Source organism: Bifidobacterium pongonis (assembly GCF_019331805.1).
Classification (GTDB): Bacteria; Actinomycetota; Actinomycetes; order Actinomycetales; family Bifidobacteriaceae; genus Bifidobacterium; species Bifidobacterium pongonis.
In genome coordinates this window covers 1-22,060 of sequence record NZ_JAHBBE010000011.1, presented here as the reverse complement: position 1 = coordinate 22,060, position 22,060 = coordinate 1, and the positions used below count along the sequence as shown (strand labels likewise).

Annotated in this window: 14 protein-coding genes; 11 read left to right on the top strand and 3 right to left on the bottom strand. The window is 62.8% G+C overall.

The window, feature by feature from the left end:
* Window positions 1-216: 216 nt before the first annotated feature.
* The 3 genes from KIH75_RS04010 to KIH75_RS04000 all read left to right on the top strand — a co-directional run bounded on the left by KIH75_RS04010 (window position 217) and on the right by KIH75_RS04000 (window position 3,108).
* Window positions 217-828, top strand: a complete 612-nt coding sequence (locus tag KIH75_RS04010; RefSeq protein WP_219055508.1) for a 50S ribosomal protein L25/general stress protein Ctc — start codon at window positions 217-219, stop codon at window positions 826-828.
* 196 nt (window positions 829-1,024) lie between these two features.
* Window positions 1,025-2,152, top strand: coding sequence for a branched-chain amino acid aminotransferase (locus tag KIH75_RS04005; RefSeq protein WP_219055507.1), 1,128 nt, complete (start codon window positions 1,025-1,027; stop codon window positions 2,150-2,152).
* Between the two features lie 224 nt (window positions 2,153-2,376).
* Entirely contained in the window at window positions 2,377-3,108 is a 732-nt protein-coding gene (locus KIH75_RS04000; protein ID WP_219055506.1) for a trimeric intracellular cation channel family protein, read from the top strand.
* 84 nt (window positions 3,109-3,192) lie between these two features.
* Here the strand turns inward: KIH75_RS04000 and rpsT are convergent, their stop codons facing one another.
* On the bottom strand, window positions 3,193-3,453 hold the full coding sequence (gene rpsT, locus KIH75_RS03995) for a 30S ribosomal protein S20 (RefSeq protein WP_033522849.1): 261 nt from the start codon (window positions 3,451-3,453) through the stop codon (window positions 3,193-3,195).
* A 167-nt stretch (window positions 3,454-3,620) separates the two neighbouring features.
* On the opposite strand from rpsT, the gene lepA reads away from it, so the two are divergent.
* Together lepA and hemW are read left to right on the top strand one after the other, a co-directional pair.
* Entirely contained in the window at window positions 3,621-5,501 is a 1,881-nt protein-coding gene (gene lepA / locus KIH75_RS03990) for a translation elongation factor 4 (protein WP_219055541.1), read from the top strand.
* Window positions 5,502-5,573: 72 nt separating this feature from the next.
* Window positions 5,574-6,740, top strand: coding sequence for a radical SAM family heme chaperone HemW (gene hemW, locus KIH75_RS03985; protein ID WP_236028030.1), 1,167 nt, complete (start codon window positions 5,574-5,576; stop codon window positions 6,738-6,740).
* Window positions 6,741-6,800: 60 nt separating this feature from the next.
* Here the strand turns inward: hemW and KIH75_RS03980 are convergent, their stop codons facing one another.
* The gene (locus KIH75_RS03980) at window positions 6,801-8,333 is read right to left on the bottom strand and encodes an MDR family MFS transporter (protein WP_219055504.1); all 1,533 of its coding nucleotides are present in this window, start codon (window positions 8,331-8,333) and stop codon (window positions 6,801-6,803) included.
* Window positions 8,330-8,848 (bottom strand): MarR family winged helix-turn-helix transcriptional regulator, encoded by a 519-nt coding sequence (locus KIH75_RS03975; RefSeq protein WP_219055503.1) that lies wholly within the window; start codon window positions 8,846-8,848, stop codon window positions 8,330-8,332. Before KIH75_RS03975 ends, KIH75_RS03980 begins: the two co-directional genes overlap by 4 nt.
* 313 nt (window positions 8,849-9,161) lie before the next feature.
* Between KIH75_RS03975 and gltB the strand changes: the two genes are divergently transcribed.
* The 6 genes from gltB to KIH75_RS03945 all read left to right on the top strand — a co-directional run.
* On the top strand, window positions 9,162-13,733 hold the full coding sequence (gene gltB / locus KIH75_RS03970) for a glutamate synthase large subunit (protein WP_219055502.1): 4,572 nt from the start codon (window positions 9,162-9,164) through the stop codon (window positions 13,731-13,733).
* Between the two features lies 1 nt (window position 13,734).
* On the top strand, window positions 13,735-15,282 hold the full coding sequence (locus KIH75_RS03965; RefSeq protein ID WP_219055501.1) for a glutamate synthase subunit beta: 1,548 nt from the start codon (window positions 13,735-13,737) through the stop codon (window positions 15,280-15,282).
* Between the two features lie 222 nt (window positions 15,283-15,504).
* Window positions 15,505-15,966: a tripartite tricarboxylate transporter TctB family protein gene (locus KIH75_RS03960; protein WP_219055500.1), complete on the top strand. Its 462-nt coding sequence runs from the start codon at window positions 15,505-15,507 to the stop codon at window positions 15,964-15,966.
* 209 nt (window positions 15,967-16,175) lie between these two features.
* A complete protein-coding gene (locus KIH75_RS03955; RefSeq protein WP_219055540.1) occupies window positions 16,176-19,910 on the top strand; it encodes a DEAD/DEAH box helicase in 3,735 nt (1,244 codons plus the stop codon).
* A gap of 102 nt (window positions 19,911-20,012) precedes the next feature.
* The gene (gene glgA / locus KIH75_RS03950; protein WP_219055499.1) at window positions 20,013-21,257 is read left to right on the top strand and encodes a glycogen synthase; all 1,245 of its coding nucleotides are present in this window, start codon (window positions 20,013-20,015) and stop codon (window positions 21,255-21,257) included.
* Between the two features lie 145 nt (window positions 21,258-21,402).
* The coding region (locus tag KIH75_RS03945; RefSeq protein ID WP_219055498.1) for an ABC transporter ATP-binding protein at window positions 21,403-22,060 on the top strand (658 nt) is incomplete at its 3' end.

Sequence of the window (22,060 nt, the reverse complement as noted above, 5' to 3'; positions counted from 1 at the left end):
TTTCGGACATTCACTACTTCAGTACAGCTTACCTTCCTTCAGACCGTTCACGGTGTGCGGAGGTTTGTCCGAGGCATGCGTATGATTGAGAAGGCTTTGGCGAGGGAAGGCACAGGTGTGCACTTCCGTTATCGACTCGGCGTATCTCACCCTCCTCGGATGTTGTTCGGCGCGTCGTGGCGCCAATACAAGAACACTACGAAGGAGCAATCCAACATGGCCAACACCATTTCCCTGAACGGTGAAGCACGTAACGAGTTCGGCAAGGGCGTCGCCCGCCGCCTGCGCGTCGCCAACAAGATCCCGGCGACCATCTACGCCGGTGGCACCGAGCCCGCATACCTCACCCTGCCGATGCGCGAGACCACCCTGGCCCTGCGTCACACCAACGCCCTGTTCAGCCTCACCTTCGACGGCCAGACCAAGATGGCCGTCGTCAAGGACGTGCAGAAGAACCCGGTCAAGCGCATCATCGAGCACATCGACTTCCTCGAGGTGAAGGCCGGCGAGAAGATCGACGTCGAGGTGCCGGTGTTCGTCGAAGGCCAGCCGAAGGGCGCCGCCGTGGCGTTCGTCGACATCCAGGAGCTCAAGGTCCGCGCCGATGTCGCCAACCTGCCTGAGAAGATCGTCGTGAACGTCGAAGGCCTGACCGACGGCACCAAGGTTCTGCTCAAGGACGTCCAGATGCCGGAAGGCGCCGAGCTCGACATGGACGACCTCGAAGAGTCCGTCGTCACCGTCGAGGTGCCGGATGACGCCACCGAGTCCACCGAGGCCGCCGCTCCGGCCGCCGCCGAAGCCGCTCCGGCCGCCGACGCCGAGTGAGCGTAACGCCACAGACGTGACCATATAACGTGATGAAGGCCCGCGAATATTCGCGGGCCTTCATTGCTTTCACGATGTGAACCTTTCCCGCGATGAGTTACGACGCTGTGAGAAAGTAAACATCAGCGCCCGCCACAAGCGGACAAAACAGTACAACGGCCGCCCCCAACGGCCATCGATGTCAAGAAGAAGTGAAATGACTGAGAACACACATCACGACCCCGCAGCCCTGGACAAGCTGACCGAGGCATTCACCGTCCTGCCGAACGAGAACCCCGCATCCGACGCCAAGCGCAACGAACTGATCGACAAGCCGGCGTTCGGCCAGGTCTTCTCCGACAACATGGCGCACATGACCTGGACCAAGGGCGAAGGCTGGTCCGATCGCCGCATCGAACCGTACGCACCGCTGAAGATGGACCCGGGCGCATCCGTGCTGCACTACGCGCAGGAGTGCTTCGAAGGCCTGAAGGCCTACCGTCACGCCGACGGCTCCACTTGGCTGTTCCGCCCGGATGCGAACGCCGAGCGTTTCCAGAACTCCGCCAAGCGTCTGTACCTGCCCGAGCTGCCGATCGACGACTTCATCGGCTCCGTCGCCGCTCTCGTCAAGCGTGACGTGAACTGGGTTCCGTCCCGCCGCGAATACACCCTGTACATGCGTCCGTTCATGTTCGCTTCCGAGCCGTTCCTGGGCGTGCGTGCCCCGCAGGAAGTGGACTACTGCGTGATCGCCTCCCCGTCCGGCCCGTACTTCCCGGGCGGCGTCAAGCCCGTCAGCATCTGGGTTGAAGACAAGTGGTTCCGTACCGGCCCTGGCGGCACCGGCTTCGCCAAGTGCGGCGGCAACTACGCCGCGTCCCTGCTCGGTGAGTACACCGGCATCGACCACGGTTGCCAGCAGGTCTGTTTCGTCGACGCCGCGACCAAGACCTACCTTGAGGAGCTTGGCGGCATGAACATGATGGTCGTGCACAAGGACGGCCATGTGGAGACCCCGTCGCTGACCGGCAACATTCTGCCGGGCGTGACCCGCCGCTCCCTGATCCAGCTGCTGCAGGACGACGGCCATGACGTGGTCGAGACCATGATCGCCCTGGACCAGCTGCTCGAAGACATCAAGTCCGGCGAGGTCACCGAGGTGTTCGCCTGCGGTACCGCCGCCATCATCACCCCGATCGGCCGCTTCAAGTCCGAGAAGTTCGACGTGACCGTCGCCGACGGCAACTCCGGCGAGCTGACCATGGCCCTGCGCAACCAGCTGCTCGGCATTCAGCTTGGCGAGATCGACGATCCGCACAACTGGATGTGGAAGGTTTGCTGATTCGCATCCGCTGAATCACCAGTGTGAACCGCCGGAGGGCGGGACATGCGCCGCATTGGCAGCGCATGTCCCGCCCTCCGTTTCGTTGTCGCGGGTTGTTTCGCTGCGCCTTGAACACAGCAGTCGGGCGCAGGCTTGGCGGGGCGCAGACGTGCGATGCGGGCCGGGCGTGGGATCGGGCGAATGATGGTAGGCTCACCTAGGCCTAAGGAATGGAGGGAAGTATGGAAGTCGCCTTGGAGAGCAACGCGTTCTTCTGGGGAATCGAATATCTGGCGACGTTCTGCTGCGGTATGGTCGGCGGTCTGGCGGCGGTGCGCAAAGGGTACGATATTTTCGCGATCCTCGTCACGACATGGCTCACGGCTCTGGGAGGCGGCATCATCCGTGACGTGCTGCTCGGCGTATTGCCGCCCGTGGGCGTTTCCGACAAGGGATTGGTGATCACCGCACTGCTCGCGGCAATCGCCGTGGCCGTGATATATCCCGAAATCGACAAGCTGAAATGGTCGATGCTGACCTTGGACGCGCTGGCGTTGGGATTGTACGCCGTCAACGGCACCAGCAAAGCCATGATGTACCACATGTCCGGCATCACCGCCGTGTTCCTGGGCATGTTCACCGCCTTGGGCGGCGGTCTGATCCGCGACATGCTCATCAACGAGGTGCCGATGGTGATCCGCGACAAGCATTGGTATGCGGTGCCATCCGCGGTCGGCTGCGTGCTCACCGTGCTCGTCTGCAAGGGCGTGAACGCCGGGATCATCGACTTCGCCGGTGAGGTCGTGCTTGACGTGCTGATCGTCGTGCTGATGGTCGGCATGAGATTGGCGTCCGTGATCTTCGATATTCAGCTTCCCGGGGCGTTGACAAGACACACCGCCCATCTTCCAGGAAAATCAACGGAAAAGGGTTCGTCGGCAACGCGCCGTAGGGGAGACGGGCACAAGGACTGAGGATTGAGATTGATTGCGAAACTCTCCGGATAACAAAAAATCCCGCAGGAAAACCTGCGGGATTTTCATGCGCTAGGCGCTAGCTCACAGAGCGTTGATCGCCAGGGCGAGACCGGACTTGCGGTTGGCGGCCTGATTCTTGTGAATCACGCCGGCGCCGGCGGCCTTGTCGAGCTTCTGAGCGGCGACCTTGTAGGCGGCTTCGGCAGCGGCCTTATCGCCGGCCTCGATGGCCTTGCGGGTGGCGCGGATGGCGGTCTTCAGACCGGACTTCACGGCCACATTGCGCTTGTGCGACTTCTCATTGGTGAGAACGCGCTTCTTCTGCGACTTAATGTTTGCCACGTTTACTCCAAACGATGTGTATTACAAGGACATACAAAAGTTAGAGGATAGCATGGGGGTTGGAAAAAGTCAGGATGGCACGCCGGAAACAGCGCGGGAATGACGGAGAACAGGCCGGTGCTTGCTACACTGGGTGAAGTTTGAGCATTCGTCAGGAGGCATATTCGGTGGTCGTTCAGCACAACCAACCCGGTTCCACAGATCAGTCGTTGATCCGCAACTTCTGCATCATCGCGCATATCGACCATGGCAAGTCGACCGTCGCGGACCGTATTCTCCAACTCAGCGGCATCGTGCCGGAGCGTGAGATGCGCGACCGTTTCCTCGACCGCATGGACATCGAGCAGGAGCGCGGCATCACCATCAAATCCCAGGCGGTGCGCGTGCCGTGGACCTTCGACGGCACCGAATACACGCTTGGCATGATCGACACTCCCGGCCACGTCGACTTCACCTATGAGGTCTCCAGAGCGTTGGCCGCATGCGAGGGCGCCGTGCTGCTGGTGGACGCCACGCAGGGCATCGAAGCGCAGACGCTGAGCAACCTGTATATGGCCATCGACCACGATCTGACCATCATCCCCGTGCTGAACAAGATCGACCTGCCGAGCGCCGAACCGGACAAGCATGCGGAGGAGATCGCCGGCCTCATCGGTTGCGAGCCGTCCGACGTGCTGCGCGTTTCCGGCAAAACCGGCGAAGGCGTGGCCGACCTGCTCGACCAGATCGTCATGGACGTTCCCGCTCCCAAGGGCGATCCGGAAGCTCCCGCCCGTGCACTGATCTTCGACTCCGTGTACGACTCATACCGCGGCATCGTCACCTACATCCGTATGGTCGATGGCGAACTGCGCTCCCGTGAGAAACTGCACATGATGGGCATCGGCATGACGCACGATCCGATCGAGATCGGCGTGATCAGCCCCGACATGACCCCCACCAAAGCGCTCGGCGCCGGCGAGGTCGGTTATGTGATCACCGGCGCGAAGGATGTCAGCCAGTCCAAGGTGGGCGACACCGTCACCTCCGCGCTCAAGCCGGCGTCCGAACCGCTGCCCGGCTACCGCGATCCGAAGCCGATGGTGTACGCGGGTCTGTTCCCGATCGACAACGCCCAGTTCCCCGAACTGCGTGAGGCGTTGGACAAGCTCAAGCTCAACGACGCCGCGCTGGTCTATACGCCGGAAACGTCGGTCGCGCTGGGATTCGGCTTCCGTTGCGGCTTCCTCGGCCTGCTCCACATGGAGATCGTGTCCGAACGACTCAGCCGCGAATTCAACCTCGATCTCATCCAGACGGCGCCCAACGTCACCTACGAGGTGACCGCCGAGGATGGCAGCGAACATCACGTCACCAATCCGAGCGAATTCCCGGACGGCAAGATCAAGAACATCGTCGAGCCGATGGTCGCCGCCGACATCATCGCGCCGAAGGAGTTCATCGGCGCCGTGATGGACCTGTGCCAGGATCACCGTGGACAGATGGGCACGATGGAGTATATTTCCACGGATCGTGTGGAAATGCATTACCGCATTCCGCTGGCCGAGATCGTGTTCGACTTCTTCGACCAGTTGAAGAGCCGCACGAAGGGTTATGCGTCGCTCGACTACCATGAGGACGGCGAACAGTCCGCCGACCTGGTGAAGGTGGATATTCTCATCCAGGGGGAGAAGGTCGACGCGTTCAGCGCCATCGTGCACCGCGACAAGGCGTACAGCTACGGCGTGATGATGACGAAGAAGCTGCGTGAGCTGATTCCGCGCCAGCAGTTCGAGATTCCGATCCAGGCCGCCATCGGTTCGCGCATCATCGCCCGCGAGAACATCCGCGCCCTGCGCAAGGACGTGCTCGCCAAGTGCTACGGCGGCGATATCACGCGTAAGCGCAAGCTGCTCGAAAAGCAGAAGGCCGGTAAGAAGCGCATGAAGATGCTCGGCCATGTGGAGGTGCCGCAGGAGGCCTTCATCGCCGCGCTGTCCACCGGTGAGGACGCCAACGATCGCGACACCAAGGATAAGATCCGCGCCGCGCAGAAGACCGAAGGCTGATGTTCGAAGCCTAAGCGCGTGGAACGGGAGTCTCCCTTGGTATATGAAATCTACATCCATGTGCCGTTTTGCATGAGGCGTTGCGGCTACTGCGATTTCAACACGTATACCGCCACCGATTTGGGTGGCGGCGCGTCCCGTGGCAACTACGCCAATATGGTGATCCGTGAGATGCGCCTGGTGCACGACTGGCAGCAGGCGCACGGCGTCGCTGAACCGTCGGCGGCGACCGTGTTCTTCGGCGGCGGCACGCCGACCATCCTGCCGGCCTCCGATCTGGTGGCCATGCTGGATGCCATACGTGGCACGTGGGGAATCGCCGAAGACGCGGAGATCACCACCGAGGCGAATCCGGATACGGTGAACGCCGATTACGTGAAGGAACTGGCCGATGGCGGATTCAACCGTATTTCCTTCGGCATGCAGTCGGCGGTGCCGTCCGTGCTGAAGACGCTTGACCGTACGCACACCCCGGCCAATGTGGCGGCCGGCGTCGCGGCGGCGAACGCGGCCAACATGCGTTCCAGCGTGGATCTTATTTACGGAGCGCCGGGGGAGAGCCTCGACGATTGGCGTACTTCCGTGAGCACCGCCATCGATCTGGGCGTGAACCATATTTCCGCATACGCGTTGACCATCGCGCCGCATACGAAGATGGGGCGCCGAATCGCCGCGGGAACGTTGCCCACGCCGGATGACGACGATGAGGCGAGCAAATACGAGATCGCCGATGATCTGCTGAGCGCCGCGGGGCTCGAATGGTATGAGATCAGCAATTGGGCACGTCCAGGCTACGAATCGCAACATAACCTTGGGTATTGGCGCAACGTCGACTGGGCTGGGCTTGGACCGGGGGCGCACAGCCATTACAACCGGTGCCCTGCGGATTCCTCCGGTGAACCGGGGGAGACGGCATCTTCGCCGCTCGGTCTGCGCAGTTGGGATATCGCGCATCCGAAGCTATGGGGACAATCCATCACCGACGGCAAGGTGCCATGGGGCGGAAACGAACGGATCTCCCATGAGGAGCATCTTGAGGAAACCATCATGCTCGGCCTGCGCATCCGCGAGGGATTGGATCTGGCGCTTCTGGACGGCGTGGTTGACATGTCCCGCATTCGCCCCATGGAAGGCGAAGGGCTGATCACGATTCGTGACGGCCGTGTGATTCCCACCCGAACCGGCCGCTTGCTCAACGACACCGTCATCGAGCGTTTCTTCGACGCCTGCTCGTTATAACGCCGCGTACGGGAAATGCTGGTGGGGGTGCGGAACATCATGCCTTGCACCCCCGAATGGTTATTTGGTTCCCTGCTCCTGCAGGCTTTCCGCCAACGGTGTTTCCCGGAGAAGCGCCATGAGAATGCCAGCGAGGATTATCAACGGAACCACCAGCATGAACAGCGGGACGAGGGCGTCGTTGTAGGCGGCCGCGACTGTGCTGCGTACATGGGATGGCAATGCGTGGACGATGCCGGGTGTGAGCGAATTCGGGTCGACGCCGAGCGCATGTGCGCCGCCCAACGGTTCCAGTCGCTCGATGAGCAGGCGAGTCAGATTTCCGGTGAAAATCGCGCCGGCCACGGACGAGCCGAGCGTGGTGCCGATTTCACGGAAGAAGTTCGTCGCGCTGGTGGCCGTGCCCACCATGGATGAGGGGAATTCGTTCTGCACGATCAATACCAGGATCTCGAAGCTCAACCCCATGCCGAATCCCATGACCGTCAGATACATGCAGGCGAGGAACGGCGATGCGGTGGCTGTCAACGTGCACAGTCCGAGCGCTCCCAGCAGCGCTATGACGAAACTGGTCACCATCAGCTTCTTGTATCGGCCATATTTGGCCACCAATGCCCCGGAGATCAATGAGGCCACGAAATACAGGACCGATGACGGGACTTCCATGTACCCGGCGAACGTGGCGCTCATGCCGTGTGCCAGCTGGAAATAGGTGGGCAGGTACGACATGGACGCCATCATGGCGAACAGGATGATGAACCCTCCGACGGTGGCCAGTACGAAATTACGGTTTCGGAACAATGCGAGCGGCATGATTGGTTCGGACGCACGGTGTTCCGCGATTACGAACAACACGCCGAACAGTATGGTTGCCGCGATCAGACCGATGATGACGGGCGAATGCCAGTCATGCCGCACACCGCCCCAGGATGTGGCCAGCGTAAGCGTCGTCACCGCCACGGCAATCGTGACCATGCCGTACGAATCGAAATGCGACAATGATGCGCGTTGTGGGTATTTCGGCAACAATACGGCGCAGATGCCGATGCAGGCCACCGCCAGCGGGATGTTCATCCAGAACGCCCAACGCCAGGTGAGATGGTCGGTGAACAAACCTCCAAGCAGGGGGCCGATTAGCATGGGTGCCGCCCAGCCCACGCCCATCGCGTTCAGATATATGGCTCGTTTGCGGGCGGGTATGATGTCGGCGACGATCGCTTGCGAAAGCACCATGACACCGCCTCCGCCGAGCCCTTGAATGGCGCGTCCGGCAATCAGCCCGGCCATGTTCGGAGTGAACCCGCAGATGATCGAACCGGTGAGGAACAACGCGAGTGCGCCGAGGAACAGTTCTCTTCGCCCGATAAGATCACCGATTTTGCCGTATACGGGCATGCCGATGGTACTGGCAAGCACATAGCATGTGGTGACCCAGAGCATGTGGTCCACGCCGCCCAGTTCGCCGACGACGGTGGGCAGTGCGGTGGCGACGATGGTCTGATCGAGCGAGCTGATGGTTTCGCCGATGAGCAGGGCCGCGAATACCAGTCCGGTAGAACGGACCTGAAGTGTCTGTTCGGAGGTTTCGTTCATGCTTTGGCCTCCGTGCTGCCTGCCGTCAGGTCATCGACGGGTACGCTGATGGGGTCGGTGACGACGGTGCTGCCGAGGGTTTGTTCAAGATGATCGACCAGTCGGTGCATGGTGTCGATCATGGCTGCGATGTTCTGTACGCCGACCTCGGTCATGCAATGTTCCTCCGCTTGGCGTTCCTCGGCTCCGGCGCGTACGGCGATGCCGAGTCCGCGGCTGGTGAGTGTGTGCACTTTGCTGCGTTTGTCGGCGGGGGAGGCGCTTGTTTCGACCAATCCTCGGCGTCCCAATGAGGATATGACCGAGCTGGCGGTCTGTTTCGGCATGTACAGAGCGGTGCAGAGTTGCTTCTGCGTCATGCCTTCGGGGTGATCCTTCAACTCTTCCAGCACGCCAAGGCTGAAATATGTTTCGTCATACCGTTTCGCCAGAGCGCTGTAGATTTTGTCGAGGCGCAATCCCAGGGTATACAGCTCGTCGATCGGGTGAAGCTGTTCGATGGATATGGATTCCATTCATTCTCCATTGGTCTGTTTTCGGACTAATTTAGTCTGAGAGCAGACTATCTCATCGTGTGGCCAAACCTGATATGTGTCGTACACGTTTCCGCATGGGCGTTTCGGGCGGAAACGTACTTCGGAAACACGGTCGCGGATATCGCCTGACATTCGACACTCCGGCCGTTTTCCAAGGAAAATATGTCTTGACTTTTCGGGGTATTCGTTATATGGACACGGAAATGTTCACGACACAAGGGCGCGTTATTCTAATCCACGCATTAAAGAACCGCAAGACTTTTCTTGCCCAAAAACATTGAAGGTGGTTTCGGTGACTTTCCACGCCCCGTTAGATCTAACGATCCATGATTCACAAGGTATGTACGATCCTGGAGCTGAGCATGATGCTTGCGGCGTGGGTATGGTCACCACCCTCAACAAGCGCCCGGAACGCAAGATCGTGGACGATGCCATCGAAGTGCTCGTCAACCTCAATCATCGTGGCGCGGTGGGTGCCGAGGAGAACACCGGCGACGGCGCCGGCATCCTCATGAGCATGCCCGACGAGTTCATGCGTGCGACCGTCGGCGTCGACCTGCCCGAGGAAGGGCATTACGCGGCCGGCATCGCGTTCCTTGATCGCGACATCGCCACCTCCGGCCAGCAGGAGCAGGCCATCGCCCGCATCGTAAGCGAAGAAGGTCTGGAAACCCTCGCATGGCGTGTGGTGCCGACCAACCCCGACGGCTTGGGTCTGCAGGCACTGGCCAGCATGCCGTCCTTCAAGACGCTTGTCGTGGCCGATCCCGAAGGCAAGCTGGCGGGCGTGGAACTCGACCGGAAGACCTTCCGCATCCGCAAGCGCGTGGAGCATGAAGTGGGCATCTACTTCGCCTCCCTGTCCTCGCGCACCATCACCTACAAGGGCATGCTCACCACCATGCAGCTCAAGCCCTTCTTCCTCGATCTTTCCGACGAGCGCATGAAGGCCAAGGTCGCCATCGTGCACTCCCGCTTCTCCACCAACACCTTCCCGAGCTGGCCGCTGGCTCAGCCGTTCCGCCTGCTGGCGCACAACGGCGAGATCAACACCATCCAGGGCAACCGCAACTGGCTGTCCGCCCGTGAAGGCCGTTTGAGCAGCGAACTGCTCGGCGAATTCGAGCCGCTGCTGCCGATCACCACCCCCGGCTACTCCGACTCCGGCACCTTCGACGAATGCCTCGAACTGCTGCATCTGGCCGGCAGATCCCTGCCGCACGCCGTGTGCATGATGCTTCCCCCCGCATGGGAGAAGAACGACCAGCTCGACCCGGACGTCAAGGCGTTCTACGAGTACAACAACACGCTGATCGAACCGTGGGACGGCCCCGCGCACATCGTGTTCACGGACGGCACCCAGGTCGGCGCCCTACTCGACCGTAACGGTTTCCGCCCCGGCCGCTGGCAGCTCACCGACGACGGCTATGTCGTGCTGGCCTCCGAGGCCGGCGTGCTGCCCGAGATCGCGGACGAGCACATCGTTTCCAAAGGCCGCCTGGAGCCGGGCAAGATGTTCCTGGTCGACACCGAGGAAGGCCGCATCATCCCCGACGAGGAAATCAAGAAGAACCTCGCCGCCCAGCATCCGTACCGCAAGTGGGTCGAAGGCAACTCCATCGAGATGAGCCAGCTGCCCAAGCGCGAGCACGTGAACCATTCCGGCCAGTCCGTGCAGCGCCGCCAGCGCGCGTTCGGCTACACCGAAGAGGATCTCAAACTGCTGCTCACCCCCATGGCCAACACCGGCAAGGAACCGCTGGGATCCATGGGCAACGACGCTCCGCTCGCCGCGCTGTCGTCCCACAGCCGCATGCTGTTCGACTACTTCACGCAGAAGTTCGCGCAGGTCACCAACCCGCCGCTGGATTGGGAACGTGAGAAGATCGTCACCTGCCTCGAATCCGCCATCGGCCCGGAGCCCAACCTGCTGTCCGACAGCGAACTGCACGCCAAGAAGATCCTGATCCCGCTTCCCGTGCTCAACTCCGACGAAATGGCGCAGCTCAAGCGCCTGGACAAGGCCAAGCTGCTCGGCGGCTACTACAAGCCGTACGTGGTCAAGGGCCTGTACCAGGTCGCAGGCGGCGGCAAGGCGCTGAAGGAACGTCTGGACGAGATCTTCGTCGAAATCGACGAGGCCATCGCCGCGGGCAAGAACTTCCTCGTGCTGTCCGACCGCGATTCCAACCACACGTGGGGCCCGATCCCGTCGCTACTGCTCACCTCCGCCGTGCAGCACCACCTGCTGCGCCGCCATACGCGTACGCAGATCTCCATGGTCGTGGAGGCCGGCGATGTGCGCGAAATCCACCATGTCGCACTGCTCATCGCCTACGGCGCCGCCGCGGTGAACCCGTATCTGGCGTTCGAATCCGTCGAGGATCTGTCCCGCCGAGGCTACCTCAACGTGGACGCCGAAACCGCCGTGAGCAACCTCACCAAGGCGCTGTCCACCGGCGTGCTCAAGATCATGGCCAAGATGGGTGTCTCCACCATCATGAGCTACCGTGGCGCGCAGCTGTTCGAAGCCGTCGGCCTCGACAAGAGCGTCATCGACGAATACTTCACCGGCACCACCTCCCGCGTGGGCGGCGTCGGCCTCGACGAAATCGCCGAAGAGGTCGCCACCCGCCACCGCGTGGCCTATCCGAACCAGTGGACCGCGACCCCGCATCGCAACCTCCGCACCGGCGGCGACTACAAGTGGCGTCGCACCGGCGAGGACCATCTCAACGATCCGGAAGCCATCTTCCTGCTGCAGCAGTCGACCCAGCGCGGCGACTACGGCATGTTCAAGAAGTATTCGGACCACATCAACGACACGTCCAACCGTCTGATGACGCTGCGCGGACTCATGAAGTTCAAGCAGACCCGCAAGCCGATCGACATCTCCGAAGTCGAACCGGCCAGCGAAATCGTCAAGCGCTTCTCCACGGGCGCCATGAGCTACGGCTCCATCTCCCAGGAGGCGCACGAGACGCTCGCCATCGCCATGAACAAGATCGGCGCGCGCTCCAACTCCGGTGAGGGCGGCGAATCCGAGGACCGCATCAACGATCCGCTGCGCTACAGCAAGATCAAGCAGATCGCGTCCGCACGCTTCGGTGTCACCAGCGACTACCTGGTCCATGCCACCGACCTGCAGATCAAGCTTGCCCAGGGCGCCAAGCCCGGTGAGGGCGGTCACCTGCCCGGAGCCAAGGTTCCGCCGTGGATCGCCAAGGTGCGTCACGCGACGCCAGGCGTCGAGCTCATCTCCCCGCCGCCGCACCACGACATCTACTCCATCGAGGATCTGAAGCAGCTCATCAACGATGCGAAGATGGCCAATCCGAAGGCCCGCGTGCACGTCAAGCTCGTCTCCGAATTCGGCGTCGGCACCATCGCGGCCGGCGTGGCCAAGTGCCATGCCGACGTGGTGCTGATCTCCGGCTACGACGGCGGCACCGGCGCGGCTCCGCTCAACGCCATCAAGCATGCCGGCACCCCGTGGGAGATCGGCCTGTCCGAAACCCAGCAGACGCTGGTGCTCAACGGCCTGCGCTCCCGCATCACCGTGCAGTGCGACGGCGAGCTCAAGACCGGCCGTGACGTCGTGATCGCGGCGCTGCTCGGCGCCGAGGAGTTCGGCTTCGCCACCGCGGCGCTGATCGTCGAAGGCTGCGTCATGATGCGTGCCTGCCAGAAGAACACCTGCCCGCAGGGCATCGCCACCCAGGATCCGGAACTGCGTGCACGCTTCAAGGGCAAGCCCGAGCATGTGATCAACTTCTTCATGTTCATCGCCGAAGAAGTCCGCGAACTGCTTGCGCAGCTCGGTTTCCGCACGCTTGAGGAAGCGGTCGGCCACGTCGAGTGCCTCGACCAGAACGAAGCCATCAAGCGTTGGAAGTCCGACGGCATCGACCTGAGCAACGTGCTCATGCAGCCCGGCCCGGTTCCGGGAACGATCCTGCACAAGACGATCGATCAGAACCATGAGCTCGACAAGGCACTGGACAACAAGCTCATCGAGATCGCACAGCCCGCCCTTGAGAACAAGGAGCCCGTGCGCATCGACATGCCGATCCGCAACGTGAACCGTACGCTCGGCACCATGGTCGGCTACGAGATCACCAAGCGCTACGGCGAGGAGGGCCTGCCCGACGACACCATCGACATGACCTTCCACGGTTCCGGCGGCCAGTCCATCGGCGCGTTCATTCCGCGCGGCGAAACCATGCGCATCTACGGCGAGGTCAACGATTACGCGGGTAAGGGCCTGTCCGGCGGCCGCATGATCGTGCGCCCCGAATCCGACGTCACCTTCGACCCGCACGTCAACGTGATCGCGGGCAACGTGACCGGCTTCGGCGCCACCTCCGGCCAGATGTTCGTCGCCGGCCGTGCGGGCGAACGCTTCGGCGTGCGCAACGGCGGCGCGACCTTCGTGGTCGAAGGCGTCGGCGACCACGGCTGCGAATACATGACCGGCGGCACCGTGGTCATCCTCGGCCCCACCGGGCGCAACCTCGGCGCTGGCTTCTCCGGCGGCAACGTCTATGTGCTCGACCTCGACATGGACAAGGTCAACCCGGATGCGGCGAAGAACGGCGCCCTGCTGTTCGAACCGCTCGACGGCGAATCCGACAAGCTGGTGCATGATCTGGTCAAGCAGCACGCCGAGGAGACCGGTTCCGCATTCGCGGCCGACCTGCTCGCCGACTGGGCGAACGCGTCCAAGCGATTCACCCGCATCGTGCCGAAGCACTTCCTCGCCATGCAGAAGGCGATGAAGGAAGCCGAGGAGAAGAACATCGATTTCAATACGCCCGGCGTCTGGGAACAGGTGTACGAGCAGGTTATGGAAGGAGCGCGCTGACATGGGAGATCCTCGTGGATTCCTGAAGGTCCGTACCCGTCGCGAACTGGCCGAACGCCCCGTTGAGGAGCGAATCAAGGATTGGTTCGACGTCCACGCCGAATCCGGCCTGCAGTCCTGGACCACCGAACAGGCCGCACGCTGCATGGATTGCGGCACCCCGTTCTGCATGAACGGCTGCCCGCTGGGCAACATCATCCCCGAATTCAACGATCTAGTCCGCCAGGAGAAGTGGGAGGACGCGTACAACCGCCTGTCCGAAACCAACAACTTCCCTGAGGTCACGGGCCGTATCTGCCCCGCGTTGTGCGAGGCTGCCTGCGTGCTGGGCATCCACCAGCCGCCGACCATGATCAAGAACGACGAGTGCACGATCATCGATCAGGCTTGGAATCTGGATTACGTCAAGCCGCTGCCGCCGCAGCGTCTGACCGACCAGACCGTGGCCGTGGTCGGTTCCGGCCCTTCCGGCCTCGCCTGCGCCCAGCAGCTCACCCGTGCCGGCCACACCGTGGTCGTGTACGAGCGTGACGACGCCATCGGCGGTCTGATGCGCTACGGCATCCCGAACTTCAAGCTCGACAAGCGACTGCTGGACCGCCGCGTGGAGCAGATGGAAGCCGAAGGCACCGTATTCCGCACCGGCGTGGAGATCGGCAAGGACATCTCCTGGGACGATTTGCGTTCCCGTTACGATGCCGTGGTCGTGGCCATCGGTTCCACCGTGCCGCGCGACATGAAGCTTCCCGGCCGTGAACTCGAAGGCATCCACTTCGCCATGGAGTTCCTGCCCGACGCCACCCGTCGCGTCTACGGCGTCAAGCCGGTGCACGACATCACCGCTAAGGACAAGCACGTCGTCATCATCGGCGGCGGCGACACCGGCTCCGACTGCCTCGGCACGTCCATCCGCCAGGGCGCGAAGGACGTCACCGTGCTGCAGATCATGCCCCAGGAGCCGAGCGAGCGCCCCGACAACCAGCCGTGGCCTACCTTCGCTCGCCTGTACCAGAAGACATCCTCCATGGAGGAAGGCTTCGAGACGGGTCGCGCCGAATACGTCTACAACACCGACTCGGTGAACTTCGTCGATTCCGAGGAGGAACAGGCCAAGGTCACGATCGAGAACTCCACCGCCACCGAAGGCTTCGTCGCCGACGAGAACGGTCATGTGACCGGTCTGAAGGTCGTGAACGTCGCTCCGGGCGAGAACGGGCCGTTCACCCGTCAGCCCGGCACCGAGCGTGTGATCCCCGCCGATCTGGTGCTCATCTCCGTGGGCTTCCTGCACCCGGACACCACCACGCTGGTCGACCAGCTGCCCGTCGAACTCGACGGTCGCGGCAACGTGGCCCGCAACGACGCCTTCGCCACCTCCCAGGACGGCGTGTTCGCCTGCGGTGACGCCGGACGTGGCCAGAGCCTTGTGGTCTGGGCCATCGCCGAAGGCCGCTCCTGCGCGGCCGCGGTCGACGAGTACCTGACCGGAGCCACCGAACTGCAGGCGCCCATCGTCGCCTCCAAGCGTCCGATGATGCTGCCTCGCTGATCGGCGTTGCCGATAAGTCGCCGATAATACAGGCGTGATACGGGCGGCCGTGCGATTCCCAGACGAAACGCTGGGGACGCGTGGCCGCCCGACTGCTATGCGAAGACCGCCCGCGATGCGGGATTTGGAACGAAAAACGACCGAATCCCGCGCCGTGACCGGGAAAAACGGCCGGCATGCAGTAAAGTGACATGCAGCGATACGTAACAAAGGAGTGTTTCAATGCCCAATCGTGCAGAACGTCGCGCCAAGGCCAAAGCCGACCGCAGGGGAGTACCCTCCCAGTACGACCAGACCCGTGGGCGCGCACGCGCGGGAATGATCGACGAATACCAGCTGCAGGAGAAGTCCCGCAGGCTGCAGGAGGGGACCGACGGCCCCTGGAAGCCCACCGCGCACACCATCACCGAGCAGGAGAACCTGCTGACCACGAACCCCGACTACACGAATCCGAAGATGTTCAAGGCGCCGCATTCCGTGCGCCAGTGGTTCCGCGTGGTCAGCTGGGTGCTGATCGCGCTGTCCATCATCGGCTTCTTCGTGGTGATGTGGCTGCCGAGCCACCCCATGTGGCTGATCGCCACAGTGTCCGGCGTATTCATCGTGGGCGTGCTGAGCCTGTTCTTCACCGCCGGCGATTACAAGCACAATCCGAATCTTGACCAGAACGGCACCGCGGTCTGACGGCTGCCGGCCATGCAAGGCGTAACGGGGATGCGAACGGCGATGAACCGCCGGGCGCATCCCCCGTTTTTGTATATGCCGGGCGTAGGGGAATGCGCGCGGCTGATATGGTTGGACGCAAACGGTTTGCCGGGTAGAGAGGTAATGGGGTGGCAGACGATTCACTGAAATGGCTGGGCGATGAGATCCGCAGCGAATGCGGTGAGGGGATGCTTCAGCGCGCGCAACGGATCGTATGGTATGAGCAGGATCGGATGATGGGGGCGCAATGCCTGGATTCGTCGGATGGCGACGGCACCCGCATCACCCTGACCGCCCGTATGCGGGCCGCGTCGACCACTGCCGGCACCTATACCGTGCAGGCGACCATCGATCTTGGCGACGAACTGCTGTTGTCACGCTACTGCAGCTGCCCGGCGTTCGGGAAAGCCGATGGCGGTGGCTACCGTGGCATGGCCGGGTACCGTGATTTCGATGCGGACGATTACGGGGACGACGGTTCATACGGTTCATACGGTTCGTATGGTTCGTATGGGGATTACGGCGGCTACGACGATTATGACGGTTTCGGCCATGACGGCCATGGCACGGGCAGCGCTTCGGCATTCGGCGGTTCGGCATTCGGCCATATCCCCGACGATGACGAACCGGCCCCCGCGCCGGCACGCGGGTTCGGCAACGGCTCCGGAAGCCTGACGGCGAACGCGCGCTACACCGGGGTGTGCAAGCATGTGGCGGCCATGATCCTGCTGTTTTTGGACAATCCGGACCTCTTCCACGGCTACCATGGCGTCTCCGGCGCGACGCCTCGGCGTCTGAGGGACTGCATGCGTCTGCTCGACGGGCGGAACACCGAAACGGGCGACGATGTTCGCGACGGCCTCCTCGAACGCATGGACGGGGCGAAACGCCGTCTCGCCGCCGAACAGGGCAAGCCTCTGCCATCGGGCGGCGGGCGGGGCGCGAGGAAACGCACCGCCGCACCGCCCGCGGTCAGACCGGGAAGCGTGGAATTGGAGCCGACGCTGGTACTCGGCTATGGGACATGGTCGCTGCAATTGCGCATCACGCACGCCGCGGCCGGGGCGAACACCTCGTATGTGGTGCGCAACATCGCAAAGATGATGGCCGACATCCGTGGCGGCATATACGCCAGTTATGGCAGAAAACTTTCCTTCCGGCATTCCCCGGAAATGTTCTCCCCGTTCTCCCGGAGCCTGATCGAGTTCATCGAACGCGCGATCCGATCCCGGAAGATCGCCATGCTGCAGAACCGGCAGTACGCCTCCAGCGTGATGGTCGACCGTGAACTTTTCCTCGCCGACTGGGAGGTCTGCGACCTGCTCGATCTGTATCGTGAACTGCCCGCCTCGATCGGTCTGAAACTGGATGGCGTGACCGTGGCGGGCGATCAGGGCACGCCCATAGTGGACGGCGGCCTCGACGTCACCTTCCATGCGGAATACACGCATCGGATGGCTTCGAACGGGGTGAGGATCACCGGCGACCGTACGGTGTTCGCCACCATCGCGGGCCCGCACAGCCGCTACATACTCGCCTCGGAGGGCGGGCGCTCCCGACCGGAGTTCCACCGTTGCCCAAGCATGTTTGAGCCGGCGTTGCGCGCGTTGGAATCGTTGTGCACCGGCGAGCCGGACGGCGTGTTCGTGCATGAGGACGATTGGCCGATGTTCGCCCGGACCATCCTGCCCGCACTGGCGAAGGCCGGCATCGGTTTCGATGTGCCGCAGGAGATCGCGTTCGTCGCCGGTGGCGAATGCGGGCTCGAATTCTACTTGGACCGCGATCTGGACGGCATCACCTGCGAAGTCCTGGCCCGCTACGGTGATTTCGCGTTCCAGCTCGTGCCCGCGGCGAAGGCATTGCGCGGCATCATCCACCCGGATTCCACCAGCCGGGCGTCGCTCGTCAAACGCGACGCGGAACGCGAACGGCTCGGCGTGGAACTCGTCGGGCAACTGTTCCCCGAACATGGCGACCATAGCCTCGCCCGCATCGACGAACAGGATGAAGACGCCGTTCTGCTGCTGCTCACCGACGGCGTGGAGATGCTGCGTTCCATCGGCGACGTGTTCTCCACCGCCGCGTTCGACGGTTTGCTCAGGGAGAGCACGCCGACGGTGAAGGTCGGATTGTCCATCGACTCGAACTTGGTGGAGATCTCGCCCATCGCCGACGAGGTGCCGATGAACGAGGTCGGCTCGCTGCTGGAAAGCTACCGGCGCAGACGCCGCTACCACCGGCTGCGCGACGGTTCCTTCATCGACCTGAAGGACGCCGATCTCGACGAGCTCGATACGGTCGCCGTCGACTTCGGGCTGACCGAACGCCAGCTCAACGAGGGCGGCATCGAGCTGCCCGGCTACCAGGCGTTCCTGCTCGACTCCGACGTTTCTGACAGCGGGAAAAGCGCATCGTTCCGCGCGTACGTCGATGACGTCAAGGTGATCGATCCGAGCCGTTACGAGGTGCCGCAATCGTTGCGCGGCATACTGCGCCCGTACCAGGTCGAAGGGTTCCAGTGGCTGTCGACGCTATGCGACAAGGGGTTCGGCGGCATTCTCGCCGACGAGATGGGCTTGGGTAAATCATTGCAGACGCTCACCCTGCTCGAATCACGCAAGGGTAACGGTTGTTCGCTTATCGTGTGCCCGGCGTCGCTGGTATACAACTGGGCCGCGGAATGCGCGAAATTCACGCCCGACCTGCATGTCGGCGTCGTCGCCGGAAGCAAGGCCGAACGCCGACGCGCGTTGGCTGCCGTGGCGCGGAACGCCGATGGGGAAGACTCGGGAGGCGATCGCCCGCAAGATGCGCCGGATATTCTGATCACCTCATACGATCTGCTGCGTCGCGACATCGACGAATACGACGGTTGCGCGTTCGACTGCGTGGTGCTCGACGAGGCGCAGTACATCAAGAACCATACGACCAAGGTCGCCAAGGCGGTGAAACGGTTGCGTTCGGGGCATCGCTTCGCGCTCACCGGCACGCCGATCGAAAACCGGCTCAGCGAACTGTGGAGCATCTTCGACTTTCTCATGCCGGGGCTGCTCGGCTCCTACGCGGCATTCCGCGCACGCTACGAGCAGCCGATCCTCGCGCCCGGCCCGGAACAGTCGGTTATGGCCGCCAAACTGCAGGCGTTGGTGGGTTTGTTCATCAAACGCAGGTTGAAGCGCGACGTGCTCACCGATCTGCCGGACAAGTTCGAGAACGTCGTCACCGTCAGGCTTGAGGGGGAGCAGCGCAAACTGTATGCCGCGCATGAGCAGCGGCTGCGCGCCTCGCTCGACACGGTCGACGACGCCGATTTCGACACGAGCAGGATCCGCATCCTCGCCGAATTCACCCTGCTGCGTGAGATCTGCTGTTCGCCGAAACTCGTGTATGCGGATGCGCGCGTCGACTCCGCGAAACTCGACGCGATCGACGATCTGGTGGCGAGCTGCATGGATTCCGGCAAGAAGGTGCTCATCTTCTCGCAGTTCACCTCGTTCCTCGACCTGATCGGCGAGCGCCTCGCGCAGCACGGCGTCGCGTTCCATTCGATCACGGGGGAGACGCCCAAGAAACGACGCGTCGAATTGGTCGACCGGTTCAACGGCGACGACGTGCCCGTGTTCCTGATCTCGTTGAAGGCGGGCAACACCGGCCTGAACCTGGTGGGCGCGTCCGTGGTCATCCACGCCGACCCGTGGTGGAACGCCGCCGCGCAGAACCAGGCCACCGACCGTGCGCATCGCATCGGCCAGACGCAGGATGTGAACGTGTACCAGATCGTGGCGCAGGACACCATCGAGGAGCGTATTCTGCGGTTGCAGAAGGAGAAAAGCAAGCTCGCGCAACAGTTCACGGACGGCACCGCCGGTGGGGGCGTGGGTTCGCTCACCAGGGACGAGCTGCTCGACCTGCTGTCCTGAATGCGGAATTCCCCACGCGCCGGCGATGCTCCGGAACTTCACCGTGCCGATGAGGTAAGCTGAAAACGACTCCAATTCCAACGATGGAAAGGACCTTCCCCCATGAAAGTCGACATTCTCACCCGCGAGTATCCCCCGCACGTCTACGGCGGTGCCGGCGTGCACGCCGAGGAACTCTCCAAGGTGCTGGCGGAACGCATCGACGTGACGGTACGCGCGTTCGACGGCGCACGCACCGGCGCGGACATCCCCGCCATCCCCGGAACCGACCCGAAGGGCTCGCTGCAGCTGGTCGGCTATGACACGCCAGCCGAGCTGAGCGAAGCCAACGCGGCGCTGAAGACCTTCGGCGTCGACCTACAGATCGCCAACGACGTGGATGCCGATCTTGTCCACGTGCACACCTGGTACGCCTGCCTCGCCGGGCGTCTGGCCCAGCAGCTGCATGAGGTGCCGCTGGTCATCACCGCGCATTCGCTGGAACCCTTCCGCCCGTGGAAGCGCGAACAGCTCGGCGGCGGCTACAACCTGAGCTCGTGGGCCGAGCGTGACGCCTACGAGCACGCCGACCGCATCATCGCCGTCTCCGGCGGTATGCGCGAGGACATTCTCGCCGCCTACCCGAACGTCGACCCGAACAAGGTCGTCGTGGTGCACAACGGCATCACCATGTCCGATTTCGCCACCCCGGCCGAGGACGACGAAGGCTGGAAGGTGTTCGACCGTTACGGCATCGACCGCAGCAAGCCGACGCTGCTGTTCGTCGGCCGCATCACGCGTCAGAAGGGTCTGCCGTACCTGCTCAAGGCGCTGCATCTGGTCGATCCGGGCATTCAGGTGGTGCTGTGCGCCGGAGCCCCGGACACCCCGGAGATAGCCGAGGAGGTCAAGACCGCGTTCGCCAAGCTCGACGAGGAGCGCGGCAACATCATCTGGATCGAGGAGATGCTGCCGAAGCCCGAACTCAACGCGTTGGAACATGGCTGCGACGCGTTCATCTGCCCGTCGATCTACGAGCCGCTCGGCATCGTGAACCTTGAGGCCATGGCCTGCGGCCTGCCGGTGGTCGCCTCCGCGACCGGTGGTATCCCGGAAGTCGTGGTCGACGGCGAAACCGGTTATCTGGTGCCGATCGACCAGCTGCACGACGGCACCGGCACGCCCACCGATCCGGACAAGTTCGTGGCCGACATGGCCGCCGCCATCGACAAGGTGATGGCCGATCCGGAACTGGCCAAGAAGATGGGCCAGGCCGGTTATGAACGCGCACGCGACCACTTCAGCTGGGAGTCCATCGCCGATCAGACCGTCAAGGTCTACGAGGACGTGCTCGCCGAACGCAAGTGATCCAAGACCACCCCGGTACCGTGCAGCGCCCGCCCGTCGCGGCGGTGGACGGCGCAGGGCATGACGGAAGGCCGCGCGATATTCTTACACACGGAATATCGCGCGGCCTTCGTGTCGCAACAACGCATATGCGAATGGGGATGATATGAACGAAACCGTATTGCAACTCGACAATGTGGAATTCCGCCGCAACCGTCGTGTGATCATCACCGACATGAACCTGACCATCCATGCGGGGGAGCGCTGGGTGCTGTTCGGCCCCAACGGCATCGGCAAGTCGACCGCGGTCGGCATGCTCGCCACGCGCACCTTCCCCTCCGAAGGCAAGGTGTTCATCCTCGGCCATCAGCTCGGCAAATACGACGTGTTCAAACTGCGCACCCGCATCGGCCTGGCCTCCGCCGCCCTGGGCCGCCAGTTCCCGGAAGGCGAGGATCCGCTCAACGCGGTGGTCACCGGACTGACCTCCGTGACCGGCAAATGGCATGACGAATACACCGACGAGGAGTACGCCCGCGCCCGCCGCCTGCTGCACGATTTCTCCGTGGGCTATCTCGAAGGCAAGCAGATGTGGCGCCTGTCCGAAGGCGAACGTACGCGCGTGCTCATCGCCCGTGCGTTGATGGGCGATCCGGAACTGCTCATCATGGACGAGCCGACCACGGGCCTCGATCTGGGCGGGCGCGAGCAGGTGATGCGCACGTTGAGCCGTATCGGGCGCGAATCCTCGCAACGCGCGGTGGTGCTCGTCACGCATCGCCTCGAGGAGATCCCCGAAGGCTTCGACCATATCGCCATCATGG

What these genes read in the sequence shown, in the direction of transcription:
- KIH75_RS04010 (WP_219055508.1), top strand. Translation starts at nt 217, where the DNA reads ATGGCCAACACCATTTCCCTGAACGGTGAAGCACGTAACGAGTTCGGC.
- KIH75_RS04005 (WP_219055507.1), top strand. Translation starts at nt 1,025, where the DNA reads ATGACTGAGAACACACATCACGACCCCGCAGCCCTGGACAAGCTGACC.
- KIH75_RS04000 (WP_219055506.1), top strand. Translation starts at nt 2,377, where the DNA reads ATGGAAGTCGCCTTGGAGAGCAACGCGTTCTTCTGGGGAATCGAATAT.
- hemW (WP_236028030.1), top strand. Translation starts at nt 5,574, where the DNA reads ATGAGGCGTTGCGGCTACTGCGATTTCAACACGTATACCGCCACCGAT.
- KIH75_RS03980 (WP_219055504.1), bottom strand. Translation starts at nt 8,333, where the DNA reads ATGAACGAAACCTCCGAACAGACACTTCAGGTCCGTTCTACCGGACTG.
- KIH75_RS03975 (WP_219055503.1), bottom strand. Translation starts at nt 8,848, where the DNA reads ATGGAATCCATATCCATCGAACAGCTTCACCCGATCGACGAGCTGTAT.
- KIH75_RS03965 (WP_219055501.1), top strand. Translation starts at nt 13,735, where the DNA reads ATGGGAGATCCTCGTGGATTCCTGAAGGTCCGTACCCGTCGCGAACTG.
- KIH75_RS03960 (WP_219055500.1), top strand. Translation starts at nt 15,505, where the DNA reads ATGCCCAATCGTGCAGAACGTCGCGCCAAGGCCAAAGCCGACCGCAGG.
- KIH75_RS03955 (WP_219055540.1), top strand. Translation starts at nt 16,176, where the DNA reads ATGCTTCAGCGCGCGCAACGGATCGTATGGTATGAGCAGGATCGGATG.
- glgA (WP_219055499.1), top strand. Translation starts at nt 20,013, where the DNA reads ATGAAAGTCGACATTCTCACCCGCGAGTATCCCCCGCACGTCTACGGC.